Source organism: Streptomyces sp. NBC_01551 (assembly GCF_026339935.1).
GTDB lineage: Bacteria > Actinomycetota > Actinomycetes > Streptomycetales > Streptomycetaceae > Streptomyces.
This window is the reverse complement of sequence record NZ_JAPEPX010000001.1, coordinates 2,328,056-2,350,067: the sequence shown is the minus strand read 5'-3', so window position 1 is coordinate 2,350,067 and position 22,012 is coordinate 2,328,056. Positions and strand designations below refer to the sequence as shown.

General features: G+C 73.5%; 16 protein-coding genes and 1 other RNA gene. 9 read left to right on the top strand and 8 right to left on the bottom strand.

Translation table 11 applies throughout. The annotated features are described in order from the left end of the window. The first annotated feature begins 2 nt into the window (after nt 1-2). Nucleotides 3-620 carry a TetR/AcrR family transcriptional regulator gene (locus OG982_RS10550; protein ID WP_266787867.1) on the top strand — a complete coding sequence of 206 codons (618 nt, stop codon included), beginning with the start codon at nt 3-5 and terminating at the stop codon, nt 618-620. 10 nt (nt 621-630) lie between these two features. Here OG982_RS10550 and OG982_RS10545 read toward each other — a convergent pair whose 3' ends face one another. The 5 genes from OG982_RS10545 to OG982_RS10525 all read right to left on the bottom strand — a co-directional run bounded on the left by OG982_RS10545 (nt 631) and on the right by OG982_RS10525 (nt 10,051). Further along, nucleotides 631-2,904, bottom strand: coding sequence for a bifunctional glycosyltransferase family 2 protein/CDP-glycerol:glycerophosphate glycerophosphotransferase (locus OG982_RS10545; RefSeq protein WP_266787868.1), 2,274 nt, complete (start codon nt 2,902-2,904; stop codon nt 631-633). A 148-nt stretch (nt 2,905-3,052) separates the two neighbouring features. After that, entirely contained in the window at nt 3,053-3,901 is an 849-nt protein-coding gene (locus OG982_RS10540; RefSeq protein ID WP_266787869.1) for a carbohydrate ABC transporter permease, read from the bottom strand. After that, on the bottom strand, nt 3,898-5,211 hold the full coding sequence (locus tag OG982_RS10535) for a carbohydrate ABC transporter permease (RefSeq protein WP_266948392.1): 1,314 nt from the start codon (nt 5,209-5,211) through the stop codon (nt 3,898-3,900). Before OG982_RS10535 ends, OG982_RS10540 begins: the two co-directional genes overlap by 4 nt. 4 nt (nt 5,212-5,215) lie before the next feature. Then, complete coding sequence (locus OG982_RS10530; protein WP_266948390.1) at nt 5,216-6,649, bottom strand: ABC transporter substrate-binding protein; 1,434 nt, start codon at nt 6,647-6,649, stop codon at nt 5,216-5,218. Between the two features lie 105 nt (nt 6,650-6,754). Next, nucleotides 6,755-10,051, bottom strand: coding sequence for an FtsK/SpoIIIE domain-containing protein (locus tag OG982_RS10525; RefSeq protein ID WP_266787872.1), 3,297 nt, complete (start codon nt 10,049-10,051; stop codon nt 6,755-6,757). A gap of 457 nt (nt 10,052-10,508) precedes the next feature. Here OG982_RS10525 and OG982_RS10520 point away from each other — a divergent pair, with 457 nt between their 5' ends. Together OG982_RS10520 and OG982_RS10515 are read left to right on the top strand one after the other, a co-directional pair. Next, nucleotides 10,509-12,236, top strand: a complete 1,728-nt coding sequence (locus OG982_RS10520) for a serine/threonine-protein kinase (RefSeq protein WP_266948388.1) — start codon at nt 10,509-10,511, stop codon at nt 12,234-12,236. A gap of 164 nt (nt 12,237-12,400) precedes the next feature. Then, on the top strand, nt 12,401-13,648 hold the full coding sequence (locus OG982_RS10515; RefSeq protein ID WP_266787874.1) for a serine/threonine-protein kinase: 1,248 nt from the start codon (nt 12,401-12,403) through the stop codon (nt 13,646-13,648). A gap of 126 nt (nt 13,649-13,774) precedes the next feature. Here OG982_RS10515 and OG982_RS10510 read toward each other — a convergent pair whose 3' ends face one another. Then, a complete protein-coding gene (locus tag OG982_RS10510) occupies nt 13,775-14,776 on the bottom strand; it encodes an isopenicillin N synthase family oxygenase (protein WP_266948386.1) in 1,002 nt (333 codons plus the stop codon). Between the two features lie 313 nt (nt 14,777-15,089). Here OG982_RS10510 and prfB point away from each other — a divergent pair, with 313 nt between their 5' ends. After that, nucleotides 15,090-16,199 carry a peptide chain release factor 2 gene (prfB, locus tag OG982_RS10505; RefSeq protein ID WP_266787876.1) on the top strand — a complete coding sequence of 370 codons (1,110 nt, stop codon included), beginning with the start codon at nt 15,090-15,092 and terminating at the stop codon, nt 16,197-16,199. A gap of 99 nt (nt 16,200-16,298) precedes the next feature. Here prfB and OG982_RS10500 read toward each other — a convergent pair whose 3' ends face one another. Next, nucleotides 16,299-16,490 carry a hypothetical protein gene (locus tag OG982_RS10500; protein ID WP_054225180.1) on the bottom strand — a complete coding sequence of 64 codons (192 nt, stop codon included), beginning with the start codon at nt 16,488-16,490 and terminating at the stop codon, nt 16,299-16,301. Between the two features lie 227 nt (nt 16,491-16,717). Between OG982_RS10500 and ftsE the strand changes: the two genes are divergently transcribed. The 5 genes from ftsE to ssrA all read left to right on the top strand — a co-directional run bounded on the left by ftsE (nt 16,718) and on the right by ssrA (nt 20,622). Then, a complete protein-coding gene (ftsE, locus tag OG982_RS10495) occupies nt 16,718-17,407 on the top strand; it encodes a cell division ATP-binding protein FtsE (RefSeq protein ID WP_266787877.1) in 690 nt (229 codons plus the stop codon). A gap of 17 nt (nt 17,408-17,424) precedes the next feature. Continuing rightward, complete coding sequence (gene ftsX, locus OG982_RS10490; protein WP_266787878.1) at nt 17,425-18,387, top strand: permease-like cell division protein FtsX; 963 nt, start codon at nt 17,425-17,427, stop codon at nt 18,385-18,387. A 67-nt stretch (nt 18,388-18,454) separates the two neighbouring features. After that, nucleotides 18,455-19,645 (top strand): S41 family peptidase, encoded by a 1,191-nt coding sequence (locus OG982_RS10485; RefSeq protein WP_266787879.1) that lies wholly within the window; start codon nt 18,455-18,457, stop codon nt 19,643-19,645. An 18-nt stretch (nt 19,646-19,663) separates the two neighbouring features. Continuing rightward, nucleotides 19,664-20,149, top strand: coding sequence for an SsrA-binding protein SmpB (gene smpB, locus OG982_RS10480; RefSeq protein ID WP_030161337.1), 486 nt, complete (start codon nt 19,664-19,666; stop codon nt 20,147-20,149). 84 nt (nt 20,150-20,233) lie between these two features. Beyond that, nucleotides 20,234-20,622, top strand: a transfer-messenger RNA (tmRNA) gene (ssrA, locus tag OG982_RS10475). 67 nt (nt 20,623-20,689) lie between these two features. Here the strand turns inward: ssrA and OG982_RS10470 are convergent. Further along, nucleotides 20,690-22,006, bottom strand: coding sequence for an MFS transporter (locus OG982_RS10470; RefSeq protein WP_266787880.1), 1,317 nt, complete (start codon nt 22,004-22,006; stop codon nt 20,690-20,692). Nucleotides 22,007-22,012: the final 6 nt, after the last annotated feature.

The following is a 22,012-nucleotide window of genomic DNA, read 5'->3' as shown; positions in this document are numbered from 1 at the left end:
GCATGACCACGGATCCCGCCGCCGCCCCGTCCCGCCGCGCCCCTGCCGGGGCCGCCGTCCTGCGCGAGGACGTGACCGAGGCGATCCGGGCGGCCGTGCTGGAGGAACTGGCCGCGGTCGGGTTCTCCCGTATGTCGATCGAGGGCATCGCGCGGCGCGCCGGGGTCGGCAAGACGGCCGTGTACCGGCGCTGGAAGTCGAAACTGCACCTGGTGCTGGACCTGGTGGCGGTCTTCGCGGTGGACGGGCTCCCGGTGCCCGCCACGGGCTCGCTCTACGGGGACGTACGCGCCCTGCTGGAGGTCATGTCACACGTCCTGCGGCACCCGGTGGCCTCCGCGGTCATCCCCGACCTGCTGGTCGAGGCGGCCCGGAACCCGGAGATCGCGGACGCGGTGCGCGGCGCCCTGCTGGACGGGGAGCGCCGGATGGCGGAGGGCATCATCTCCGACGCGGTCGCGCGCGGCGAGCTCCCGGCCTCGGTGGACGCCTCCCGCGCCCTCGACCTGGCGATCGGGCCGCTGTACTGGCGCCAGGTCGTCGTCCGCGAACCCGTCCCGGCGTCCTACCTGGACGACCTGGCCCGCTCGGTCGTCGCGGGCCTGGCGCACCCCTCGTAAGGCGGCCGCCCTACGGCCACAGGCTCGACGAGAGACGGGCCAGGGTCGGTTCCGGGGCGGCCGGCGGGGCCGGCGGGGCGACCGGCGCCGGGTGGCGGTCTTCGAGCGGGATCACCGCCGGGATCGGGTTGGTCTGGCCGAGGAAGACGCGGCGGACCACGCGTTCGGCCGCGTGGCCGTCGTCGTGGGAGCAGAACCGGGCCCGGAACGCGGCGCGCAGCTGCGCCGAGCGGGAGCCCTGCCAGTGGCCCGTGGCGAAGATGTCCACCAGCTCGTCCTCGGTGCGGGCGATCGCCCCCGGCGGGCAGGCCCGCAGGTCGAAGTAGGTGCCCCGGGAGGCCTCGTACGCCTCCCAGTCGTCGGCGTGGATCACGATCGGCCGGTCCAGCGCGGCGTAGTCGAACATCAGGGACGAGTAGTCCGTGACCAACGCGTCCGAGGCCAGGCAGAGTTCCTCCACCGACTGGTACCCGGAGACGTCGATGAGCCGCGGCCGCGCCTCGTGCGGCGAGACGGTGTCCGCGTACGTGAGGTGCGTCCGCGTCAGGATCGTGAAGCGCGGCCCCAGATCGCGCAGCACCCGCTCGAAGTCCAGGTGCTCAGGCCGGCTGCGCCGGTAGTCGCGGTGCGTCGGGGCGTACAGGATCACCGTCGAGCCGGCCGGAACGCCGAGGCGTTCGCGCAGCTCCTGGACGTCGCCCCGGGTGGCGCTGTGGAAGACGTCGTTGCGCGGGTAGCCGTACTCCAGCGTCGTGTACGAGGACGGGATCGCCTTCTCCCACACCAGCGTCGAGTGGCGGTTCGCCGACAGCAGGAAGTCCCACTGGTCGGCGCCGCGCAGCAGCCCCGCGAAGTCCGTCGACGGCGCCGCCGCCGGGCGGTCCTGGAGGTCGAGGCCGACCCGCTTGAGCGGGGTGCCGTGCTGGGTCTGCACCAGGATCTGCCCCGGCCGCTTGACCAGCGCGCGGTCGAAGTTGACGTTGGTCACCAGGTACGTGGCCCGCGCGAGCGCCGTCCAGTACGCGGCCGAGCCCGGGCGGAGCATGGCCGTCTCCGGGGGCAGCGTGCCCGCGTGGGCCGGGTCGCAGATCCACGCCGTCCGCATCCGCGGGGCGAGCTCGCGCAGCTTGGCCTCGATCGCCGCCGGATTGCAGGCGTAGCCGCCGTGCCAGTACGCGGTGAACACCGCCAGCTCCGGCCGCAGCGGCAGCAGCCGCTGGAGCCGGTAGTGCAGGCGCAGCGCCGCCTCCCGCAGCCCCCGCCCGGCGGACACCCCCGCCCGGCCCGCCGCCAGCGCGCCCGCGCGGGCGGCCGACAGCACCCGGTACGTACGCCGCAGTCCCAGCCGCATCAGGGCGTGCCGCACCCGGTCCGTCCGGGCCGGCGAGGGCAGCGGCGACCGCGTGCCCGGCGCCCGGTAGCGCCGCAGCAGCAGGGACGCCCGGCGGAAGAACTCCGCCCGGCTCGCGCGCGGGAGGCGGCGCGGATCGGCGTACAGGGCGCAGAAGTGCTCGGCCATCCGGCGGTGCACCGCCGGGCGCCAGCGCTCCAGTTCGGGGCGGGTGGTGAGGTAGCCGAAGACCCGGTCGTACTGGTCGAAGATGTCGAGGTGGCGGCGGGTGGAGGTGGTCAGGATCGAGCCGGTCCGGCGCTGGCGGTAGTGGACGCAGATGCGGTCCAGGACGGCCACGGACTCCGCCGCCAGCAACGCGGGATAGGTCCAGGGGGTGTCCTCGTAGAGGCCGGGCGGGAATTCGAGGCCCTCGCGCTCCACGTACTCGCGGCGGTACGCCTTGTTCCACACCACCATCAGCATGCCGAGCAGGGCCGGGCGGTCGGTGAGGCGGAAGCTGGCCGGGCCGTCCTCGCAGAGGCGGTGCGCGAGGCTGTTGCGGATGGTCTCGCCGGTCCAGAAGGTGCGCGCGTAGTCGTAGACCAGGACGTCGGGGGAGCCGGTGGCCTTGAGCCGGTCGGTGATGGCCTGCAGGGCGCCCGGGGCGAGGACGTCGTCACCGTCGAGGAAGATCAGGTAGTCGCCGGTGGCCCGGGCCAGCCCCGTGTTGCGGGCCGGCCCGAGCCCCAGGTTGTGCGCCAGGTGCACGCCCGTGACCCGGGGGTCGCGGGCCGCGTAGTCGTCGATGATCGAACCGCAGGCGTCCGGGGACGCGTCGTCGACCGCGATCAGTTCCAGATCCGCGTACGACTGGGTCAGGACCGAGTCCAGACTCTCCTGGAGGTACGCCTGAACCTTGTACGCGGGCACGATGACGCTGAACCGGGGCACGGCACATCCAGGGGTCGGCGCGGGCATATTTCCCAGCAACCCCGGGCGTGGTGATCGGGTTACGCGCGGTGTGGCATTCGAGTTACACAGCGTCAACATCGCACGTCAACCCCGTGATCACGGAACGGTTTCCGGCGCTGCCCGATCGCTACTTGATCGCGCCGGCCATCACCCCCGAGGCGAACTGCCGCTGGAAGGCGAAGAAGACGACCAGCGGGACGACCATCGACAAGAACGCGCCCGGCGCCAGTACGTCGATGTTGTTGCCGAACTGCCGGACCTGCTGCTGGAGCGCCACCGTGATCGGCGGATTCGCCGAATCCGCGAAGACCAGCGCCACCAGCATGTCGTTCCACACCCACAGGAACTGGAAGATGCCGAGCGAGGCGATCGCCGGACCGCCCAGCGGCAGCACCACCCGTGCGAACAGCCGCAGTTCGCCCGCCCCGTCGAGCCGGGCCGCCTCCAGCAGCTCGCGCGGGATCTCCGCGAAGAAGTTCCGCAGCAGGAACACCGCGAAGGGCAGCCCGAACGCGGTGTGGAACAGGACCACCCCGGCCGTCGTCTCGAACAGGCCGATGGTGCCGAAGAGTTCGGACACCGGGATCAGGGCCACCTGGACGGGAACCACCAGCAGCCCCACGACGATCAGGAACAGCCAGTCCCGGCCCGGGAACTCCAGCCACGCGAAGGCGTATCCGGCGAACGCGCCCAGGGTGAGAACCAGCAGCGTCGCCGGCACCGCGATCGCCACCGTGCTCAGCAGCGAACCCGTGATGGTGTCATTGGCCAGCAGCCGCTCGTAGTTGTCGGCCGTCAGCCTCGACGGCGCCGTCAGCGCCTCCCACCAGCCCCCTTCGTTCAGCTCGGTGGGGGAGAGGAACGAGGAGATCAGCAGGCCGAGCGTGGGCAGCAGCCAGAACAGGCCCGCCAGGACCAGGAAGATCCGCAGCGCCCCGCCGCCCGCCCGCGATGCCAGACCCCGTACGGCGCTCATCGGCGGGCCTCCCGGCGCATCCGGCGGATGTTGTAGAGCATGACCGGCACCACCAGCGCCAGCAGCAGCACCGCGATCGCGCTCCCCAGCCCCGGGTCCGCGTTCGTCCCGAACGAGGTGCGGTACAGCTGGAACGCCAGCACGTTCGCGTCGTCCTGCACCGCGCCCGGCGCGATCACGAAGACCAGGTCGAAGATCTTCATCACGTTGATGACCAGGGTGACCAGCACCACCGCCAGGACGGGCGCCAGCAGCGGCACCGTGATCCGGCGGAACACCTGCCACTCGTTCGCCCCGTCCACCCGCGCCGCCTCCAGCAGCTCCCTCGGCACGGCCGCCAGCCCGGCCCCGATCAGCACCATCGCGAACCCGGCCCACATCCACACGTACGCCCCGATGACCGCCGGGGTGACCAGCGTCGCACCGAGCCACTCCACCCCCGCGTACGCCTCCCGGAAGTTCGACGCGGGCAGCCGCAGCAGCGCCCCGTCGGCCTTCGCGGACAGCGTGAAGGTGCCGTCGGCGCGGGCCGTCGCCGAGTCGACGACCTCGCCGCCCTTGACCGCCTCGATCCGCATCCCGGCGTACGCGGACTCGGTGGGGTCGACCGAGTTCGTACGGCCGCCGCCGCCCCGGGTGAAGTCCTGCCAGGCCGTACCGGTGACCTTGCCGGGCTCGGCGCCGGCCGCCTTCGCCGTACGGGTCCCCTCGGGCAGCGCCTCCGGGGCGACGCCGACCAGCGGCAGCGCCACCGGCACGCCCACCCGTACGGGATCGCGTGTCACGTACGCGCCCCCCTCGGCCGGGACCAGCGGGGAGTCCCGCCCCGGGCGGGCCTTCGGGAACGCCGAGGACTCCGCGAAGGTGTCGTGCACCCCGACCCAGACCGCGTTGGCGACACCCCGGTGGGGATCGTGGTCGTAGACGAGCCGGAAGATGATGCCCGCCGCCAGCATCGAGATCGCCATCGGCATGAACACCAGCAGCTTGAACGCCGTGCCCCAGCGCACCCGTTCGGTCAGCACCGCGAAGATCAGGCCGAGGGCCGTCGCCGTGGTCGGCGCCAGCACCACCCACAGCGCCGTGTTCCGCAGGGCCGTACGGATCGTGTCGTCGCGCAGGATCTCCACGTAGTTGTCCCCGCCGACGAAGCTGCCGCCGGAACGGTCGAACAGGCTCCGGTACACCGAGTAGCCGATGGGCTGGACGACGAGCGCGCCGAGCAGGACGAGCGCCGGGAGCAGGAACGCCGCCGCGACCAGGCGGCGGCGCCGGGCCTCGGCGGACTTCGAGGGTGCCGTGGCCGCCACCGGATCAGCCCCCGTAGGCCTTGGCCGCTTCCGCCTCCAGCTTCGCCTGCGCGCCCGCCACGTCCGACGGATTCGCCAGGAAGTCCTGGAGCGCCTTCCACTCGCCCGCGCCCGGGGTCCCGCCGAAGCCCGCCGGGGCCTGGTCCGACATGTCGAAGCGGAAGTCGTCGCCCGCCGCGATCAGCGCCTTCGCGATGTCCCGCTGGATGGGGTTCGGGTACGCGCCCGGATCGACCGCCCGGTTCGGGGAGACGAACCCGCCCTCGCGCGCCTGGATCTCCGCCGCGTCCGGCGACGCCAGGAACGTCAGCAGTGCCTGCGCGCCCTTCGACGGCTTCAGCGCGACCGCCACGTCACCGCCCGAGACCACGGGCGCCTTGGCGCCGACCGCCGGGAACGGGAAGACCAGGGCGTCCTCGCCCACCTTCGCCTCCGTCTGCCCGATGTTGACCGCCACGAAATCGCCCTCGAAGACCATCGCGGCCGCCGGCCGGTCGCCGCCGGTGAAGGTCTGCGTCACCGACTTGGGGAACTCGGTGGCCAGCGCCCCGCTCTGACCGCCGGCCAGGAAGTCCTTGCGGCCGAACAGCTCGCCGAGCGTGGTCAGCGCCTGCCTGACGCTGTCGTCCGTCCACTTGATCTCGTGCTTGGCCAACTGGTCGTACTTCTGCGGACCCGCCTGCGAGAGGTAGACGTTCTCGAACCAGTCCGTCAGGGTCCAGCCGTCCGCACCGGCCACCGACACCGCCGGGGTGCCGGAGGCGGACAGCGTGTCGGCCACCTCCAGCAGCTCCTTCCACGTCTTGGGGGGCTGGACGCCCGCCGCCTCGAACGCCTTCGCGTTGTACCAGACCAGCGACTTGTTGGCGGCCTTGTAATACACGCCGTACTGGGTGCCGTCGACCGCGCCCAGCTTCTTCCAGCCGTCGCCGTAGTTCGCGTTCAGCTGCGCCTGCGCCTGCGGTCCCACCGGCTGCGCCCACTTGTTCTTCACCGCCGAGACCAGCGCGCCGACCTGCGGGAGCAGCGCGACGTCCGGCGGGGCGCCGCCCGCGATCTTCGTGCCGAGGAAGGTGACGATCGGGTCCTGGGCGGGGACGAACGTGACGGTGGCGCCCGTCCGCTTCTCGAACTCCTTGAGGACCTTCGTGAAGTTCTCCTGCTCCGGGCCCGTCCAGACCGCCGCGACCTCCAGCTTCTCGCCGGACAGTTTCGGTAATTCCACCCGCGGGGCGGACTGGGTCGCCCCGGCGGGCGGGTCGGCCTTCTTGTCGCCGTCGCCGCAGCCGGTGAGCGCGAGCGCGCCCGCGGCGGCGAGGGCCGCCCAGGTGCGGGCCCGGGCGCGGGCCCTCGTACGCCGTTTGGCGCGGCGCCGGCTCGTGGTGGGTGTGTGGCCCGTGTCGCTGTTCGTATGGCTCGTGCCGTGCCGACCGCGCATGGTTACGCCCCCGATGCCTGTGTGCTGCCCGTGGTGTGTCCCGTGCCACAAGGTCTACGCCGAGCCGTGCGCCCCCGCAATACCGCGTCGCCGTGTCGCGACGGCTTACGGGGCGGGCGGGAACAGCACGGGTATCGCCGACACCAGGTGCGAGGCCCGGTCCAGGGCGCTGGCCAGCAGCGCCAGGTCGGTCGGGCCGTTGCCCAGCTCGCGCACCGGGCGGCGGGCCGGCGGGTCACCCATCCGCTCCCACTCCACCGGGACCACGGTCGGCCGCAGCGTCGCGGTGCGCGGGATCCGCCCGGTGACGCGGCCGCCCTGGAACGGGACGGCGGTGCCGTCCGCGTGGCGCAGCCGGCCGCGGCCGGGGCCCGGCTGGTCGGGGGCGTCGAGCTCGACCCGCAGCGCCGTCAGCCGGGCCAGCTCGGTGTCGGCCGTCCGGTCCGGGCGGGCGCTGGTGGCCACCAGGTGCACGCCGAGCCGGGCGCCGTCGCGGGCCACCGCCTCCAGGGCGCGGACCACCGAACCGGCGGCTGGCCGGCCCATGCTGCCGAGGCCGGGCGCGACCAGTGCGTCCAGGTCGTCGACGAGGACCACCAGGCGGGGCAGCGGGCTCGGGCCGGCGGGCGGGTCCGTACGGATCGCGGAGGCGCGCAGCCGGAGCGTGCCGGTGCGCTGGGGTTCGAGATCGCCGCGCAGTTCGCCGGGGGTGGGCCGGCGGGGCGCGACCATCCGGTCGCCGACCTCGTGGCGGGCGTGCCACTCGGTGAACGGCACGCCGTCGAGGAGCTCCGCGCGGCGCTTGAGCTCGGCGCCGAGGGCCTGGGCGAACTCCCGCATGCGGACGGGGTCGGAGGCCACGAGGTGCGTGGCGACGTGCGGGAGATCGGTGCAGGGCTGGAGCCCGTCGCCGCGCTCGCCGCCGGCGCCGTCGAGGAGGACGAGGCCCAGCCGGTCGGGGCGGGCCGCCGCGGCGAGGGAAGCGGCGACGGAACGCAGCAGTTCGGTACGGCCGCTGCCGGCCGGGCCCTCGATGAGCAGGTGCGGGCCGTCGTGCACCAGCTCGGCGCCGACGGGGCCGCGGCGGCCGGCGCCGAGGACGATCTCGACGAGGCCGCCGACGTCTTGGCCCTGGTCGGTCGCGGCCGCCCAACGGGCCATCAGGGACGCGGGGGTGGCCCGGGCCAGCCCCAGCTCGTCCAGCAGCCGGGCGGTCTGCGGGAGGGCCGCGGCGGTGACGGTACGGGAGGGCCGCGCGTGGGTGGCGTCGGCCCGCAGGGGAGCGAGGGCGCGGGCGAACCGCTCGGCCCAGGCGGCGGAGACGGCGTCGGCGGTGGCCGTCTCGCCGGGCGGGAGCGGCTTGCCGCCGCCGACCGAGAAGGTCCGTACGGTCGTGGCCACGTCCCCGCTGAGCAGGGCGGCCGCGCCGCAGTCCCGGAAGGCGGGGATGCTCGCGCAGGCCGTCTCGTACGTGTCGGCGACGGGCGAGGCCGGGGTCGCGGCGGGCGCGTCGGCGAGGCAGAGCAGGTGGATGCCGACGGCCGGGCCGTGGGTGGCGAGCCGGGCGGTGACGTCCCGGAGCGCGCCGGTGCCGGGGTCGCCGTCGAGGACGACGAGGGTGTACGGGCCTTCGTACGCGGCGGCGGCCTGCCGGACGGCGTCCCGGTCGGCGGTGGCCCAGCCGGCGCCGAGGTGACTGTCGTCGAGCCGGCGGGTCAGCTCGCCCGCGCGGGCGGCGGCCTGATCGCGGTCGTACGCGAGCAGCAGCCGGCAGTCCTGGCCGTGCGCGGGGCGGACGTGCGGCAACCAGCCGAGCCAGCCCCAGTCGCGCCGCCGGTCGGCGAGGGCGCGGACGCGGTCGGTGCTGATCAGCACGATCTCCAGCTGCGCGGGGGCGTGCAGCCCGGCGAGCTGGGCGATGACGGAGCGGGCGACGCCGGTGAGGCGGGCGCGGGGCCCGGCGATGCCGAGGCCGCCGACGTCCCGGAGCGCGACCCGGCTGCCGGCGCCGAGACCGACGTCGAGCGCCCCGGGCGGGCGGGACCAGAGCCGCCGCGTGGGGCCGAGCGCGGCGAGCAGCAGCGCGGCGGGATCATCCACGTCCGGCCGTGCCGCGACCACCACGGCCCCGGCCGCTCCCTCGCCGCCCTCCTCCCCCCGCACCCACTTCCGGGCCCAGGCCCCGATCCCCCTCCGCCGCCGCCGTTCGGCCTCCGGCCCGGCAGCACCGGGCCGGGGGCCGCCGGACTGCTGCCCGCCGTAACCCGGGTCGCGCGGCGCGCCGCCCTGTTCGAGGCCGGGGGCTCGATGCCCCCGTGGCGCACCGGAACCGGCCCCGCCGCCCTGGCGCGCGCCGGATCCCTGCGCCGCCGCGGAAGCGGGCGCGCCGCCCTGGCCGGGGGCGGGGGTGCGGTGACCCTGCGCCCCCGCGGAAGCGGGCGCGCCGCTCCGGCCCGTGCCGGCGGCGCCGGGTGCGGCGGGCCGGCCCGCGCCGGGGGCGCCGGGGTGCGGAGTGGGGTCGGGGGCGGAGCCCCCGGTTCGGGAAGGGGCGGGGTGGGGGAACAGACCCTGCGGGCCGGAACCCGTGGCGGCAACACCGCGCCCCGCGGGCCCGCCCGGGGCCGAGCCGGGTGCGGCCGGCCACGCGCCGACGGCGGGGCCGCCCGCGCCGGGGCCGCGCCCCGTGGAGCCGTCGGCGGTGGCGGGGCCGGGCCGGTTGTCGCCCGCCGCGGCGTCGTCGGCGGAGGCGGCCGGGGGGATCGAGAGGTGGCCCTCCTGGTCCGGGGTGACCGGGAGGGGGGCGCCCGCGCCGGCGGACAGGCGCAGGGTGGACTCGCCGACCCGCAGCAGCGCCCCCGGCGCGACCGCGACCGCCCGTTCCCCGACGGCCACGCCGTCCAGTGTCGTCCCGTTCGTGGAGTTCAGGTCCGCCACGGCCACCCGGCCGTCCGGCATCACCGTCACCGCGCAGTGCGCCCGCGACACGTCCGGGTCGTCCAGCGGCACGTCCGCGTCCGCGGAGCGCCCGATCCGCACCGACCCCGGGTGCAGCAGGTGCACCCCACCCGCGTCCGGCCCCGCCACCACGTGCAGTTGGGGCGCCCCCAGGCCCTCCTCCGCGTCCGGCAGGACGTCCGGCACCGGCCCGTGCAGCGCCAGCACCGCCCCGTCCACCAGCGGCGGCTCACCCAGCACCCGGCGCTGCGGGTCGAGCCGCTCCGCTCCGGCGTACAGCACGACCGTGCCCCCGGTGTCGGGTCCGCCGACGGTCGCCGCCAGCCCGGAGGCCACCGCGGCGAGCGCGGTCCCGGCGGGCGCGGTGACGAGCACGTCGCAGCTCGTCGGCGAGGTCGCGGTCTGGTGGCCGCTGCGCGACCCAAGGACGGTCAGCCGGATCTGCATCGCCGTCAGCGGTCCCTTCTGCGCGGTGCGTGCGCCCGGCAGGGGGACGACAGGGGCATGGCGCCGCCCGATCACCCCCCACCCGGCACGGCGCGTCGTCCGGTCAGGTCTGCCCGGAAGGCAGGGCTCCCGTCCCCGTCGTTCCGTACGGGTGCATCCTCGCACCTGTCGCGGACAACACGCCCGGCACCCGCCAAGAAATGATCTTGATCGGTCGCGGGCCCGTCCAGTCGTCGCACAATTTCAGTCAGCAAGCCGAGGAAAATCGCCCCCGGCATACGCCGCGAACCTCACCCTTCGTGCATATGTACGGCAACCAACCTTCGGCGACCCGCGTCTTCTCCCGGGACACCCCCTAGAGTGGGCCGGAAAAAGAACCGGGAGAACGACCCGGGGGCGACCCGGGGAACGACCCGGAATGCGAACCACCGCAGGACGACAGCAGGGAGCGCGAGACGTGCGGCCAGTCGGCAGCAAGTACCTGCTCGAGGAGCCGCTCGGGCGCGGCGCCACGGGCACTGTCTGGCGTGCCCGCCAGCGTGAGACCGCCGGTGCGGAGGCGGCCGTCGCCGGCCAGCCCGGCGAGACCGTGGCCATCAAGGTCCTCAAGGAGGAGCTGGCCCAGGACCCGGACATCGTGATGCGCTTCCTGCGCGAGCGCTCCGTCCTGCTGCGCCTGACGCACCCCAACATCGTGCGCACCCGCGACCTCGTCGTCGAGGGCGATCTCCTCGCCCTGGTCATGGACCTGATCGACGGCCCGGACCTGCACAAGTACATCCGGCAGAACGGCCCCTTCACGCCCGTCGCCGCGGCCCTGCTGACCGCCCAGATCGCGGACGCGCTCGCCGCCAGCCACGCCGACGGCGTGGTCCACCGCGACCTGAAGCCCGCCAACGTCCTGCTCGACGAGCGCGGCGGCCAGATGAAGCCGATGCTCACCGACTTCGGTATCGCCCGCCTCGCCGACTCCCCGGGTCTGACCCGCACCCACGAGTTCGTCGGCACCCCCTCCTACGTCGCGCCCGAGTCCGCCGAGGGCCGCCCGCAGACCTCCGCAGTCGACATCTACGGCGCCGGCATCCTGCTCTACGAGCTGGTCACCGGCCGCCCGCCGTTCGCCGGCGGCACCGCGCTCGAAGTGCTCCACCGCCATCTCAGCGAGGAGCCGCAGCGCCCGTCCACGCTGCCCGAGCCGTTGTGGACCGTCATCGAGCGCTGCCTGCGCAAGGAGCCGGGCGAGCGCCCGAGCGCCGAGAGCCTGGCCCGCGGCCTGCGCGTCGTCGCCTCCGGCATCGGCGTGCACTCCTCGCCGGAGCAGGTCGAGGCCGCCCTCGGCGTCGGCGCGCTGCTCGCGCCCGACCCCTCGCCCGCGCCGGTCCCGCAGACCCCGGGCGCGGCCGCGGCCCTGTCGGACGCGGTGGCGGCCGCGCAGATGGGGGCGTACGACCCGAACGCCATGACCAGCGTGCTCCCGCCGGTCGGCGGCGCCGACGCGACCACCGTGCTGCCCAGCACCGGGGCGGCCGGGCCGGACCCGACCTCGGTCATGCCCCCCGTACAGCAGCCGGACGCGCCGCACCCGTGGCAGTCGCAGATGCGGGCCGCCCGCGACCGCAACGAGCAGACGCAGATGCAATACCTCGACCCGAGCGAGGACCCGCTGCGCCGGCGCCCCCAGCGGCAGGCGCCCCCGCCGCCGCAGCAGCGCCCGCAGCAGCCCCCGCAGTACCGCCAGGGCCCGCCGCAGCAGCAGTATCAGCAGCCCCAGCAGTACCAGCAGCCTCCTCAGCAGCAGTACGCCCCGCCGCCTCCGCAGCACTACCAGCAGCCGCAGCAGCGCCAGCCCCAGCCGTACCAGCAGCCGCAGCAGCCCCAGTACCGCCAGCCGCAGGCACCCCAGCAGCAGCCCCCGCAGAGCCCGCCGCCGCAGCAGCGCGCTCCGCGCGAGCCGCGCCGCCGCAGCGCCAACCCGGTGCGGATCCCCGGCCTCGGCTGCCTCAAGGGCTGCCTGGTCCTGATCGTGATCGCCTTCGTGACAGGCTGGCTCGTCTGGGAGCTCACCCCGCTCCAGGAGTGGATCGGCACCGGCAAGGGCTGGTGGGACCAGGTCGGCACCTGGATCGGTGACGTCTACGACTGGTTCGGCTCGATCGGGAAGTCCGCCGAAGGCACCCAGCCCTGAGCGGATCCCGGGCCCGTAGCGCCGAGTTCGTGGATTTGTCGACATCTGGGACGTGATTTCGCCCGCAGAAGTGAAGGTCGCCGCGAATCCGGGCCCCTGCTGGCCTACAACCCCCATTCGGCCGCGTAGCTTTGGCACGTACGCCAGCCGCTGAGGGAGCAGTCGTGGCACGGAAGATCGGCAGCCGGTACACCGCGCACCAGATCCTGGGGCGCGGCAGCGCGGGCACGGTGTGGCTGGGCGAGGGGCCGGACGGGCCCGTCGCCGTCAAACTCCTGCGCGAGGACCTCGCGTCCGACCAGGAGCTGGTGGGACGGTTCGTCCAGGAGCGCAGCGCGCTGCTCGGCCTGGAGCACCCGCACGTCGTGTCCGTCCGCGATCTCGTCGTCGACGGCAACGACCTCGCCCTCGTCATGGACCTGGTGCGCGGTACGGACCTGCGTACGCGGCTCGACCGCGAGCGGCGGCTGGCTCCCGAGGCGGCCGTGGCCATCGTCGCGGACGTCGCGGACGCGCTGGCGGCCGCGCACGCGGCCGGGGTGGTGCACCGGGACGTCAAGCCGGAGAACGTCCTGCTGGACATGCAGGGCCCGCTCGGGCCGGGGGGCGCGCACCCGGCGCTGCTGACCGACTTCGGCGTCGCCAAACTGATCGACTCGCCCCGTCGGGCCTCCGGCGGCCGCGCCACCGCGCCGACGACCCGGATCATCGGCACGCCGGACTATCTGGCGCCGGAGATCGTGGAGGGGCTGCCCCCGCGCGCGGCGGTGGACATATACGCGCTGGCCACGGTGCTGTACGAGCTGCTGGCGGGGTTCACCCCCTTCGGCGGGGGACACCCGGGGGCGGTGCTGCGCCGGCACGTGACCGAGACGGTCGTCCCCCTGCCCGGCATCCCCGACGAGCTGTGGCAGCTGATGGTCCAGTGCCTGGCGAAGGCCCCGGCGTCGCGGCTGCGGGCCTCGGAGCTGTCGGCGCGGCTGCGGGAGCTGCTGCCGCTGCTGGCGGGGATGCCGCCGCTGGACGTGGACGAGCCGGACGAGCCGGAGGCGGCGGAGCCGGAGGAACCGGTCGTGGACGGCCCGGTGCGGCGGCGGGGCGTGGTCCCGCTGGTGCCGGGGTCCGCGACGGACTCGAACCGGGACACGCACACCTCGATGCGGGTGCCGGCGCCGGACGAGCTGGCGGGCGGCGCACTGGGGACGGCGCGGGTGCCGAGGCCCGCCGGCGGGCACCGGCCGGGGTCGGCGCGGCACCGGGCCGAGACCGTGCGCAAGCGGCGGCTGGCGCTGTCGGCCGCCGCCGTCGCGCTGGCAGCGGCGGTGGGCGTGGGCAGCTGGCTCGCCACCTCCGGGGACCAGGCCCCGCCGCCGTCCCAGGACGGCAAGAACTCCGCCCCGGCCCGGCCGTAGCCGCTGCGCGCAGCTGCCCCCCGCCCCGCCCCTGCTCCGCTTCCCGGGCTCTGCCCGGAGCCGCGCCCCGAACGCCGGCGAGGGCGGGTGCTCCAGCGCCGGCGCGCCCGCGTACCGGACCCGGGGTCAGGACTCCAGGAGTTCCGGGTGCCAGCGGCGGGCCACCGACGGGTGGGCGCGGACCCAGCCCTTGAGCTCGTTGCGGCCGTACTCGGCGTGGAGGGGGTTCGACGCGTCGTGGGCGACCCCGGGCGCCGAGCGCAGGTAGTCGCCCGGCACGGTCTCCACGACCGCGTCCAGGCGCGGGTTGTAGAAGAACGGCACCGAGTACCGCTCCACCGCCCCCGGCGGGCTCACCACCCGGTGGTCCGTTGCCGTCAGGTACCCCTCCGTGGCGATCTCCAGCAGCTCGCCCAGGTTGACCACGAAAGCCCCCGGCATCGGCGGCACGTCCACGTACGCCCCGTCCCGGACCACCTGGAGCCCGCCCACCGAGTCCTGGAGCAGCAGAGTCAGGAATCCGTAGTCCTTGTGGGCGCCCACGCCCTGGTCGGCGCCGGAAGGGGCGGACCCCGGGTACCGGATCAGCTTCGTGTGCAGGTGCGGCCGGTCCGCGAAGGCCTCGTCGAAGAAGTCCGCCGGGGCGCCGATCGAGGTCAGCAGCTCCCGCAGCAGCCGGTGCGCCACCGCCGCCAGCCGGGACTGCCACTCCAGCACTGCTGTCCGCAGCTCCGGCAGCGCCGCCGGCCACTGGTTCGGACCCTCCAGCCACAGGTACGGCGGGTCCTGCGGCCCCACCACCGGAGCCGGCCGCTCCGCGCCGACGTCCAGCTGGTCGCGCCAGTCGGAGGCGCCGCCCGTCAGCTCGTGGCCTATCCGGGTGTACCCGCGAAAGTGCGGGGAGTTGAGATTGCTCACGGCCAGCCGGTCGGCCTCCGGAAGCGCGAAGAAAGCCCTGGTCAGGTCCAGGATTCGGGCAGTCTCGGCGGCGCTGACGCCATGGCCGGTGAGGTGCAGGAAACCGCTGTCCCGGGCGGCCGCGTGCAGCTGCTTCAGGAAGTCGGCCCGCTCGGCGGGATCGTCGGCTCGGGAGAGGTCGAGGACGGGGAGGGAGTGCGCGGACGGCATGACGGCTCCGTTTCGGATGTCACGGGGTCCTGTTCCCGGGGTTGTCGGGACAGCGGGTGGAGAGGGCCGCCGGCAGGGATGGCGCCGGAGGCCGCGCGGCCGCGTACAGGACCAAGTCGGATCGGGTGGATCAGGCTCGTGCTCGGTCCGGCGGCAGACAGCTCGTGGTCGTGACACGCATGTGGTCCACATGGCGGCGCTTCACGAGCAGAACAGTCATACGAGGAGGGTACGCCCGTACGTGCGCCCGTCAGAACGGGCCGAGCCCGGCCTGGCCGGACAGGGCCGTCCGGGGACCGGCTACGCTGGACCCGTGGCAGTCGTCGATGTTTCCGAAGAGCTCAAGTCCCTCTCCTCGACCATGGGGTCGATCGAGGCCGTCCTGGACCTCGACAAGCTGAGGGCAGATATCGCCGTGCTCGAGGAGCAGGCCGCCGCGCCGTCCCTGTGGGACGACCCGGAGGCCGCCCAGAAGATCACGAGCAAGCTTTCGCACCTCCAGGCCGAGGTCCGCAAGGCCGAGACCCTGCGCGGCCGCATCGACGACCTCGCGGTGCTGTTCGAGCTCGCCCAGGAAATGGACGACGCGGACACCCTCGCGGAGGCGGAGACCGAGCTGACCTCCGTGCGCAAGGCGCTGGACGAGATGGAGGTCCGGACCCTGCTCTCCGGCGAGTACGCCGAGCGCGAGGCCCTGGTCAACATCCGCGCCGAGGCCGGCGGCGTCGACGCCTCCGACTTCGCCGAGCGCCTCCAGCGCATGTACCTGCGCTGGGCCGAGCGCCACGGCTACCCGACCGAGGTGTACGAGACCTCGTACGCGGAAGAGGCCGGCATCAAGTCGACCACCTTCGTGGTCAAGGCCCCGTACGCGTACGGCACCCTCTCCGTCGAGCAGGGCACCCACCGCCTCGTGCGCATCTCGCCCTTCGACAACCAGGGCCGCCGCCAGACCTCCTTCGCGGGCGTCGAGGTGCTGCCGGTCGTCGAGACCAGCGACCACGTCGAGATCGACGAGACCGAGCTGCGCATCGACGTGTACCGCGCCTCCGGCCCCGGCGGCCAGGGCGTCAACACGACCGACTCGGCGGTGCGCATCACGCACATCCCGACCGGCATCGTCGTCTCCTGCCAGAACGAGCGCTCGCAGATCCAGAACAAGGCCAGCGCCATGAACGTCCTCCAGGCCAAGCTGCTGGAGCGGCGCCGCCAGGAGGAGCAGGCCAGGATGGACGCCCTCAAGGACGGCGGCAGCTCCTGGGGCAACCAGATGCGGTCCTACGTCCTGCACCCGTACCAGATGGTCAAGGACCTGCGGACGGAGTTCGAGGTCGGCAACCCGCAGGCGGTGCTCGACGGCGAGATCGACGGCTTCCTGGAGGCCGGCATCCGCTGGCGCAAGCAGCAGGAGCAGACCGCGTAACAGCAGACCGCGTAACACGCGCACGCGCATGTGAGAAGGGCCCGGACACCGCGCGGTGTCCGGGCCCTTCTTCGCGTCCTGTCGCGTCCTGCGCGCTTCCTAGGCGGTCTGCTGGGCCACCAGCGCCAGCGCGGCCACCAGCACCACCAGAAGCACGATGAGCGCCATGGGGTTCAGGCCTGCGAAGGGACCCTCCTGCTGGAGGCGCTCCCTGTTCGCCCGGCACACCGGGCAGCGGCCCTGGCTGACGGGTGCGGCGCAGTTCGCGCACACGAGCCGGTCATACGTCATGCGCTCCTCCTCTCGTCCCCTCGTACACCTAACGGCTTCGGGAACGAGACCGTTCCCCCTACCACTGTGCCAGCTCCCACGACATTCGGCGCGGCCCGTCCGGGCAATCACGATCGGGCCCCTCCGGGACCGGGGGATATATCGGGCAACTCCGGACGCCGGGTCCCCACCGCCCGCCCGTTCGCGTAGGGTCACGCACACCTACTCCCGGCGACCGTGGTGCACCCGTGATCCGATTCGACAGCGTCTCCAAGTCCTACCCGAAGCAGAACCGTCCCGCACTCAGAGATGTCTCCCTGGACATCGCGAAGGGCGAGTTCGTCTTCCTGGTCGGCTCCTCCGGCTCCGGCAAGTCCACCTTCCTGCGGCTCGTGCTGCGCGAGGAACGGGCGAGCCACGGCCAGGTGCACGTGCTGGGCAAGGACCTCGCCAAGCTCTCCAACTGGAAGGTCCCGCACATGCGGCGCCAGCTGGGGACCGTGTTCCAGGATTTCCGCCTCCTCCCCAACAAGACCGTGGCCGAGAACGTCGCCTTCGCGCAGGAGGTCATCGGCAAGCCGAGAGGCGAGATCCGCAAGGCCGTCCCGCAGGTCCTGGAGCTGGTCGGCCTCGGCGGCAAGGAGGAGCGGATGCCCGGCGAGCTCTCCGGCGGTGAGCAGCAGCGCGTCGCCATCGCCCGCGCCTTCGTCAACCGCCCGGCCCTGCTGATCGCGGACGAGCCCACCGGAAACCTCGACCCGCAGACCTCCGTCGGGATCATGAAGCTGCTGGACCGGATCAACCGGACCGGCACCACCGTGATCATGGCGACGCACGACCAGCAGATCGTGGACCAGATGCGCAAGCGCGTCATCGAACTCGAACAGGGCCGTCTCGTCCGCGACCAGTCGCGCGGCGTCTACGGCTACCAGCACTGAAAGGCACCTGAGACGCGATGCGCGCCCAGTTCGTCATGTCGGAGATCGGCGTCGGTCTCCGTCGCAATCTCACGATGACCTTCGCGGTCATCATCTCCGTCGCCCTGTCGCTGGCCCTGTTCGGTGGCTCCCTGCTCATGCGCGACCAGGTGAGCGCGATGAAGGGGTACTGGTACGACAAGGTCAACGTCTCGATCTACCTCTGCAACGAGGCCGACGCGAAGGACAGCGCCGACGCCAAGAACGGGACGGACGCCGCCGCCGCGGCCGCGAGCGCGGTCTGTTCCAAGGGCGCGGTGACCGCCGAGCAGAAGAAGTCCATCGAGACCGACCTCAAGGCGATGGACCTCGTCGCGACGGTCCACTACGAATCCTCGGACGAGGCCTACAAGCACTACAAGGAGCGCTTCGGCCACACCGCCCTGGCCTCGGTGATCACCCCGGACCAGATGCCCGACTCCTTCCGGGTGAAGCTCAAGCAGCCGGAGAAGTACAAGGTCATCACCAGCTCGTTCGCGGGCCGCGACGGCGTCCAGTCCGTCGAGGACCAGCACAACCAGCTCGACGACCTCTTCTCGATGCTCGGCTACCTCAACTGGGCGGCCCTCGGCATCATGCTGATCATGCTGGTGGTGGCGCTGCTGCTGATCGTCAACACGGTCCGCGTCTCGGCGTTCAGCCGCCGCCGCGAGACCGGGATCATGCGGCTCGTCGGCGCCTCCAGCTTCTACATCCAGGTCCCGTTCATCATGGAGGCCGCGTTCGCCGGCCTCATCGGCGCCGTGTTCGCCTGCGGCATGCTCGGCGCCGGCCAGTACTTCGTGATCGACCACGGAGCCTCGCTGCGCTCGAAGATGGAGCTGATCAACTTCATCGGCTGGGACTCCGTCCTCACCAAGCTCCCGCTGGTGCTGGTCATCGGGGTGCTGATGCCCTCCCTGGCGGCGTTCGTCGCGTTGCGCAAGTACCTGAAGGTGTGACAAGCGCCCCGTGCGCGGTCCGGTCAACCATCCGTACCGGCGCGGGGCTTGTCCTAGACTCGGCGCCATGCCGGGACTGCCCGCCTTCTGTCTCCGGCCCCGCGACCTGCGTCGCGGGGCCGTCTTGACGTTGGCCTTCGTCGCGGCCGTCGCCACCGCCGCGGGCACCGGCTGCTGGGACCGCGCCGGCGCCACGGACGCCGGGGGGTTAACCTCCGCGCCCCCGGGAAGTTCCGCCTCCCCGTCGCCCCGCGCGGTCGGCACCGCCGACCGGGAAGCCGTCGCCCGCGCCGCCGCCGAGGCCGTCGCCGAGGGCAAGTCGGGCAAGAAAGCGGCCCAGGAGGTGGTCAGCCGCAGCGGCGACCGCTGGGGCACCGTCTACGACCAGGGCGAGTACGCCGCCTTCGCCGAGGACCTCGACGGCCGCTGGACCGGCGTCGGGCTGTGGGTCGAGCGCGGCCGCGCCGGCCGCATCGAGATCGAACGCGTCCAGCCCGGCGGGCCCGCCGCCCGCGCCGGACTGCGCGCCGGGGACCGGCTGCTCGGCGTCGACGGCCACTCCGTCACCGGCCTGCCCGTCGCCGAGGTGGTGGCCCTGCTGCGGGGGGCGGCCGGCACCCCGGCCGCCTTGTGCCTCAGCCGGGACGGCGCCGACTACAGCGAGACCGTCCGGCGCGAACAGCTGCGCGCCGAGCCCGTGACCGTACGGGAGCTCCCCGGCGGGATCACCGTCATCAAGGTCGCCTCCTTCACCCGCGGCTCCGGCGAACGCGTCCGCGCGGCCGTCCGCGCGGCCCCGGCCGACGCCCGGCTGATGCTGGACCTGCGCGGCAACCCGGGCGGGCTGGTCACCGAGGCGGTGACGGCCGCCTCCGCCTTCCTCGACGGCGGGCTCGTGGCGACGTACGACGTACGGGGAACCGAGCGCGCCCTGTACGCGGCCCGCGGCGGGGACACCGCGCGGCCCTTGGTGGCGCTGGTCGACGGCGGCACGATGAGCGCGGCCGAACTGGTGACGGGCGCCCTCCAGGACCGCGGCCGGGCGGTGACCGTCGGGACCCGGACCTTCGGCAAGGGCTCGGTGCAGATGCCGACGCGGCTCCCGGACGGCTCGGTGGCGGAGCTGACGGTGGGCACGTACCGCACGCCGGCGGGCCGCAGCCTGGACGGCGGCGGCATCACCCCGGACCTGGCGGCCGACGAGCGGGCCGAGGAACGGGCCCGCACGGTATTGGGTGGCCTCGGGGTGGGTCCGTAGTGCGAAAATGACCGCACTATGGCTAAGGAAAAAGGGCGCAAGCTGATCGCCCAGAACAAGAAGGCGCGGCACGACTACACGATCATCGACACCTACGAGTGCGGCCTCGTGCTCACGGGTACCGAGGTCAAGTCCCTGCGCCAGGGCCGTGCCTCGCTGGTGGACGGCTTCGTGTCGGTGGAGAGCGGCGAGGCCTGGCTCTACAACGTGCACGTGCCGGAGTACAGCCAGGGCACCTGGACCAACCACAGCGCCCGCCGCAAGCGCAAGCTCCTCCTGCACCGCGAGGAGATCGACAAGCTGGACTCGAAGACCGGCGAGACGGGCAACACGATCGTGCCGCTCTCGCTGTACTTCAAGGACGGCCGGGCGAAGGTCGAGATCGCGCTGGCGAAGGGCAAGAAGGAGTACGACAAGCGCCAGGCCCTGCGCGAGAAGCAGGACACGCGCGAGACGAACCGGGTGATCTCGGCCGTGAAGCGCAAGGAGCGCGGTCAGCTGTAATCTCCTGGCATCCCGTGGTCCACTTCGCGTACCATGGCGTCAGCGCACCACCCCCCGGGGTGGAGCACTTTGAAAAAACAACATGGGGATGATCGGTTTCGACAGCGGATGTCGATGCAGGGGAAGCGAGCCGAGGAAGCGGCAATGATCTCGCTAACCACATGTCGCAAAAAATAATCGCCAACTCCAAGAGCGATAACTCCCGCTTCACCCTCGCTGCCTAATAACAGTGAGCTGAAGCCTCTGTGAGGAGCGTCAGCCCGGAAGTGGTCCCGGTCCGGATCCTGGCGTCAACTAGGGATCTAAACCTCTAGCCCCGGTCACGGGGGTTGGAGGGAAATCAAACAGTGACTGAGCCCGTCGGAGACTTGTCCGTGTGATCTCCGGGGCCGAGAAACTCGTAGCGGACTGCGCTCGGAGAAGCCCTGCTTCTGCACCGTTGGACGCGGGTTCGATTCCCGCCATCTCCACTCATCCCATGTGGGCGAAGGCCCCGCAGCCTCAAGGCTGCGGGGCCTTCGTCATGTCCGGACCGCGGCGTCAGTGGCCCGGGCCGGCCGATCCCGGTGAACGGGTCAAGCGGGCCGCGAGAGCCGCGAGGGCCAGGAGGGCCGCGGCCGCCGGCAGGGCGTAGGGGATCGTGGGACCGAGGTGGTCGACGGCGGCGCCGGCGGTGGCGGAGCCGGCGGCGATGCCGGTGAGGATGGCGGTCACGGCCAGGGTCATGGACTCGTTGAGGCGGCCCTCCGGGGCGAGGGCGTGGACCTCGGACATGGCGGTGACCATCGTCGGGGCCGTCGCCATGCCCGCCAGCAGCAGCGCGCCGGCGAGCAGCGGGAGCGAGCCGGTGGCCGCGGCCGCCCACGGCAGGGTCATCGCGGCGGCCATCGCGAGCAGGCAGGTCCGCAGGCCGCGCGGACGCCGGGTGCCGTAGAGCAGGCCGGCCGCGCAGGAGCCGGCCGCCTGGAGGGCCAGTACCGGGCCGGAGGCGGCGCCCAGGCCCCGCGCGTCGAGGTGGGCGATCGAGGTGACCTCCATCGAGCCGAAGAGCACGCCCAGGCAGCCGAAGAGGGCCAGGAGGGGAAGGAGCGGCCGCAGCGGGGACGGCTGCCGGGTCGCCGGGGTGCCCGACGGCGCCGGCTCCGTCGCGCGCTGCGAGGTGAAGATCAGCATGCCGGTCAGGAGCAGCAGCGCGCCGGTCAGGGTGCCCGCCTCCGGGAAGACGGCGGTGCACAGGAACGCCGCGAGGACCGGGCCGAGCATGAAGCAGAGTTCGTCGGCGGCCTGTTCGAAGGACATCGCGGTGTGGTGCGCGCCGGGGGAGCCGCGCAGCAGCAGGGTCCAGCGGGCCCGGGACATGCCGCCGATGTTGGGGGTCGTCGCGGTCGCCGCGTACGAGGCGAACAGGGTCCACGCCGGGGCGTCGCGGGCGACGCACAGGACGAGCGAGAGCGAGCCGAGGACCGCGATCAGGGTGGCCGGGACGGCGATCCGGGCCTGGCCGTGGCGGTCGATGAGCCGGGCCGTCCAGGGCGCGACGACCGCGGTGGCGGCCAGCCCGGTCGCGGTGACGGCGCCGGCGAGGGCGTACGAGCCGCGCTGCCCGGCGATCATCATGACCGCGCTGATCCCGAACATGCCCATGGGGAGGCGGGCGATCAGGTTCCCGGCGGTGAAGGCGCGGGTGCCGGGGAGGGCGAACAGGCTCCGGTACGGGGCGACGGCGGACCGGCGGGCGCGCCGCGGCGGGTGCGGCGTGCGGGTCGGGCGCGGCAGGTCGGCGAGGACGAGCGTGGAGCCGGTGACGGCCATGAGGCGGGTCGCGGGAGTGGCGGGGGCTGCGGGAGCTGCGGGCATGGATCA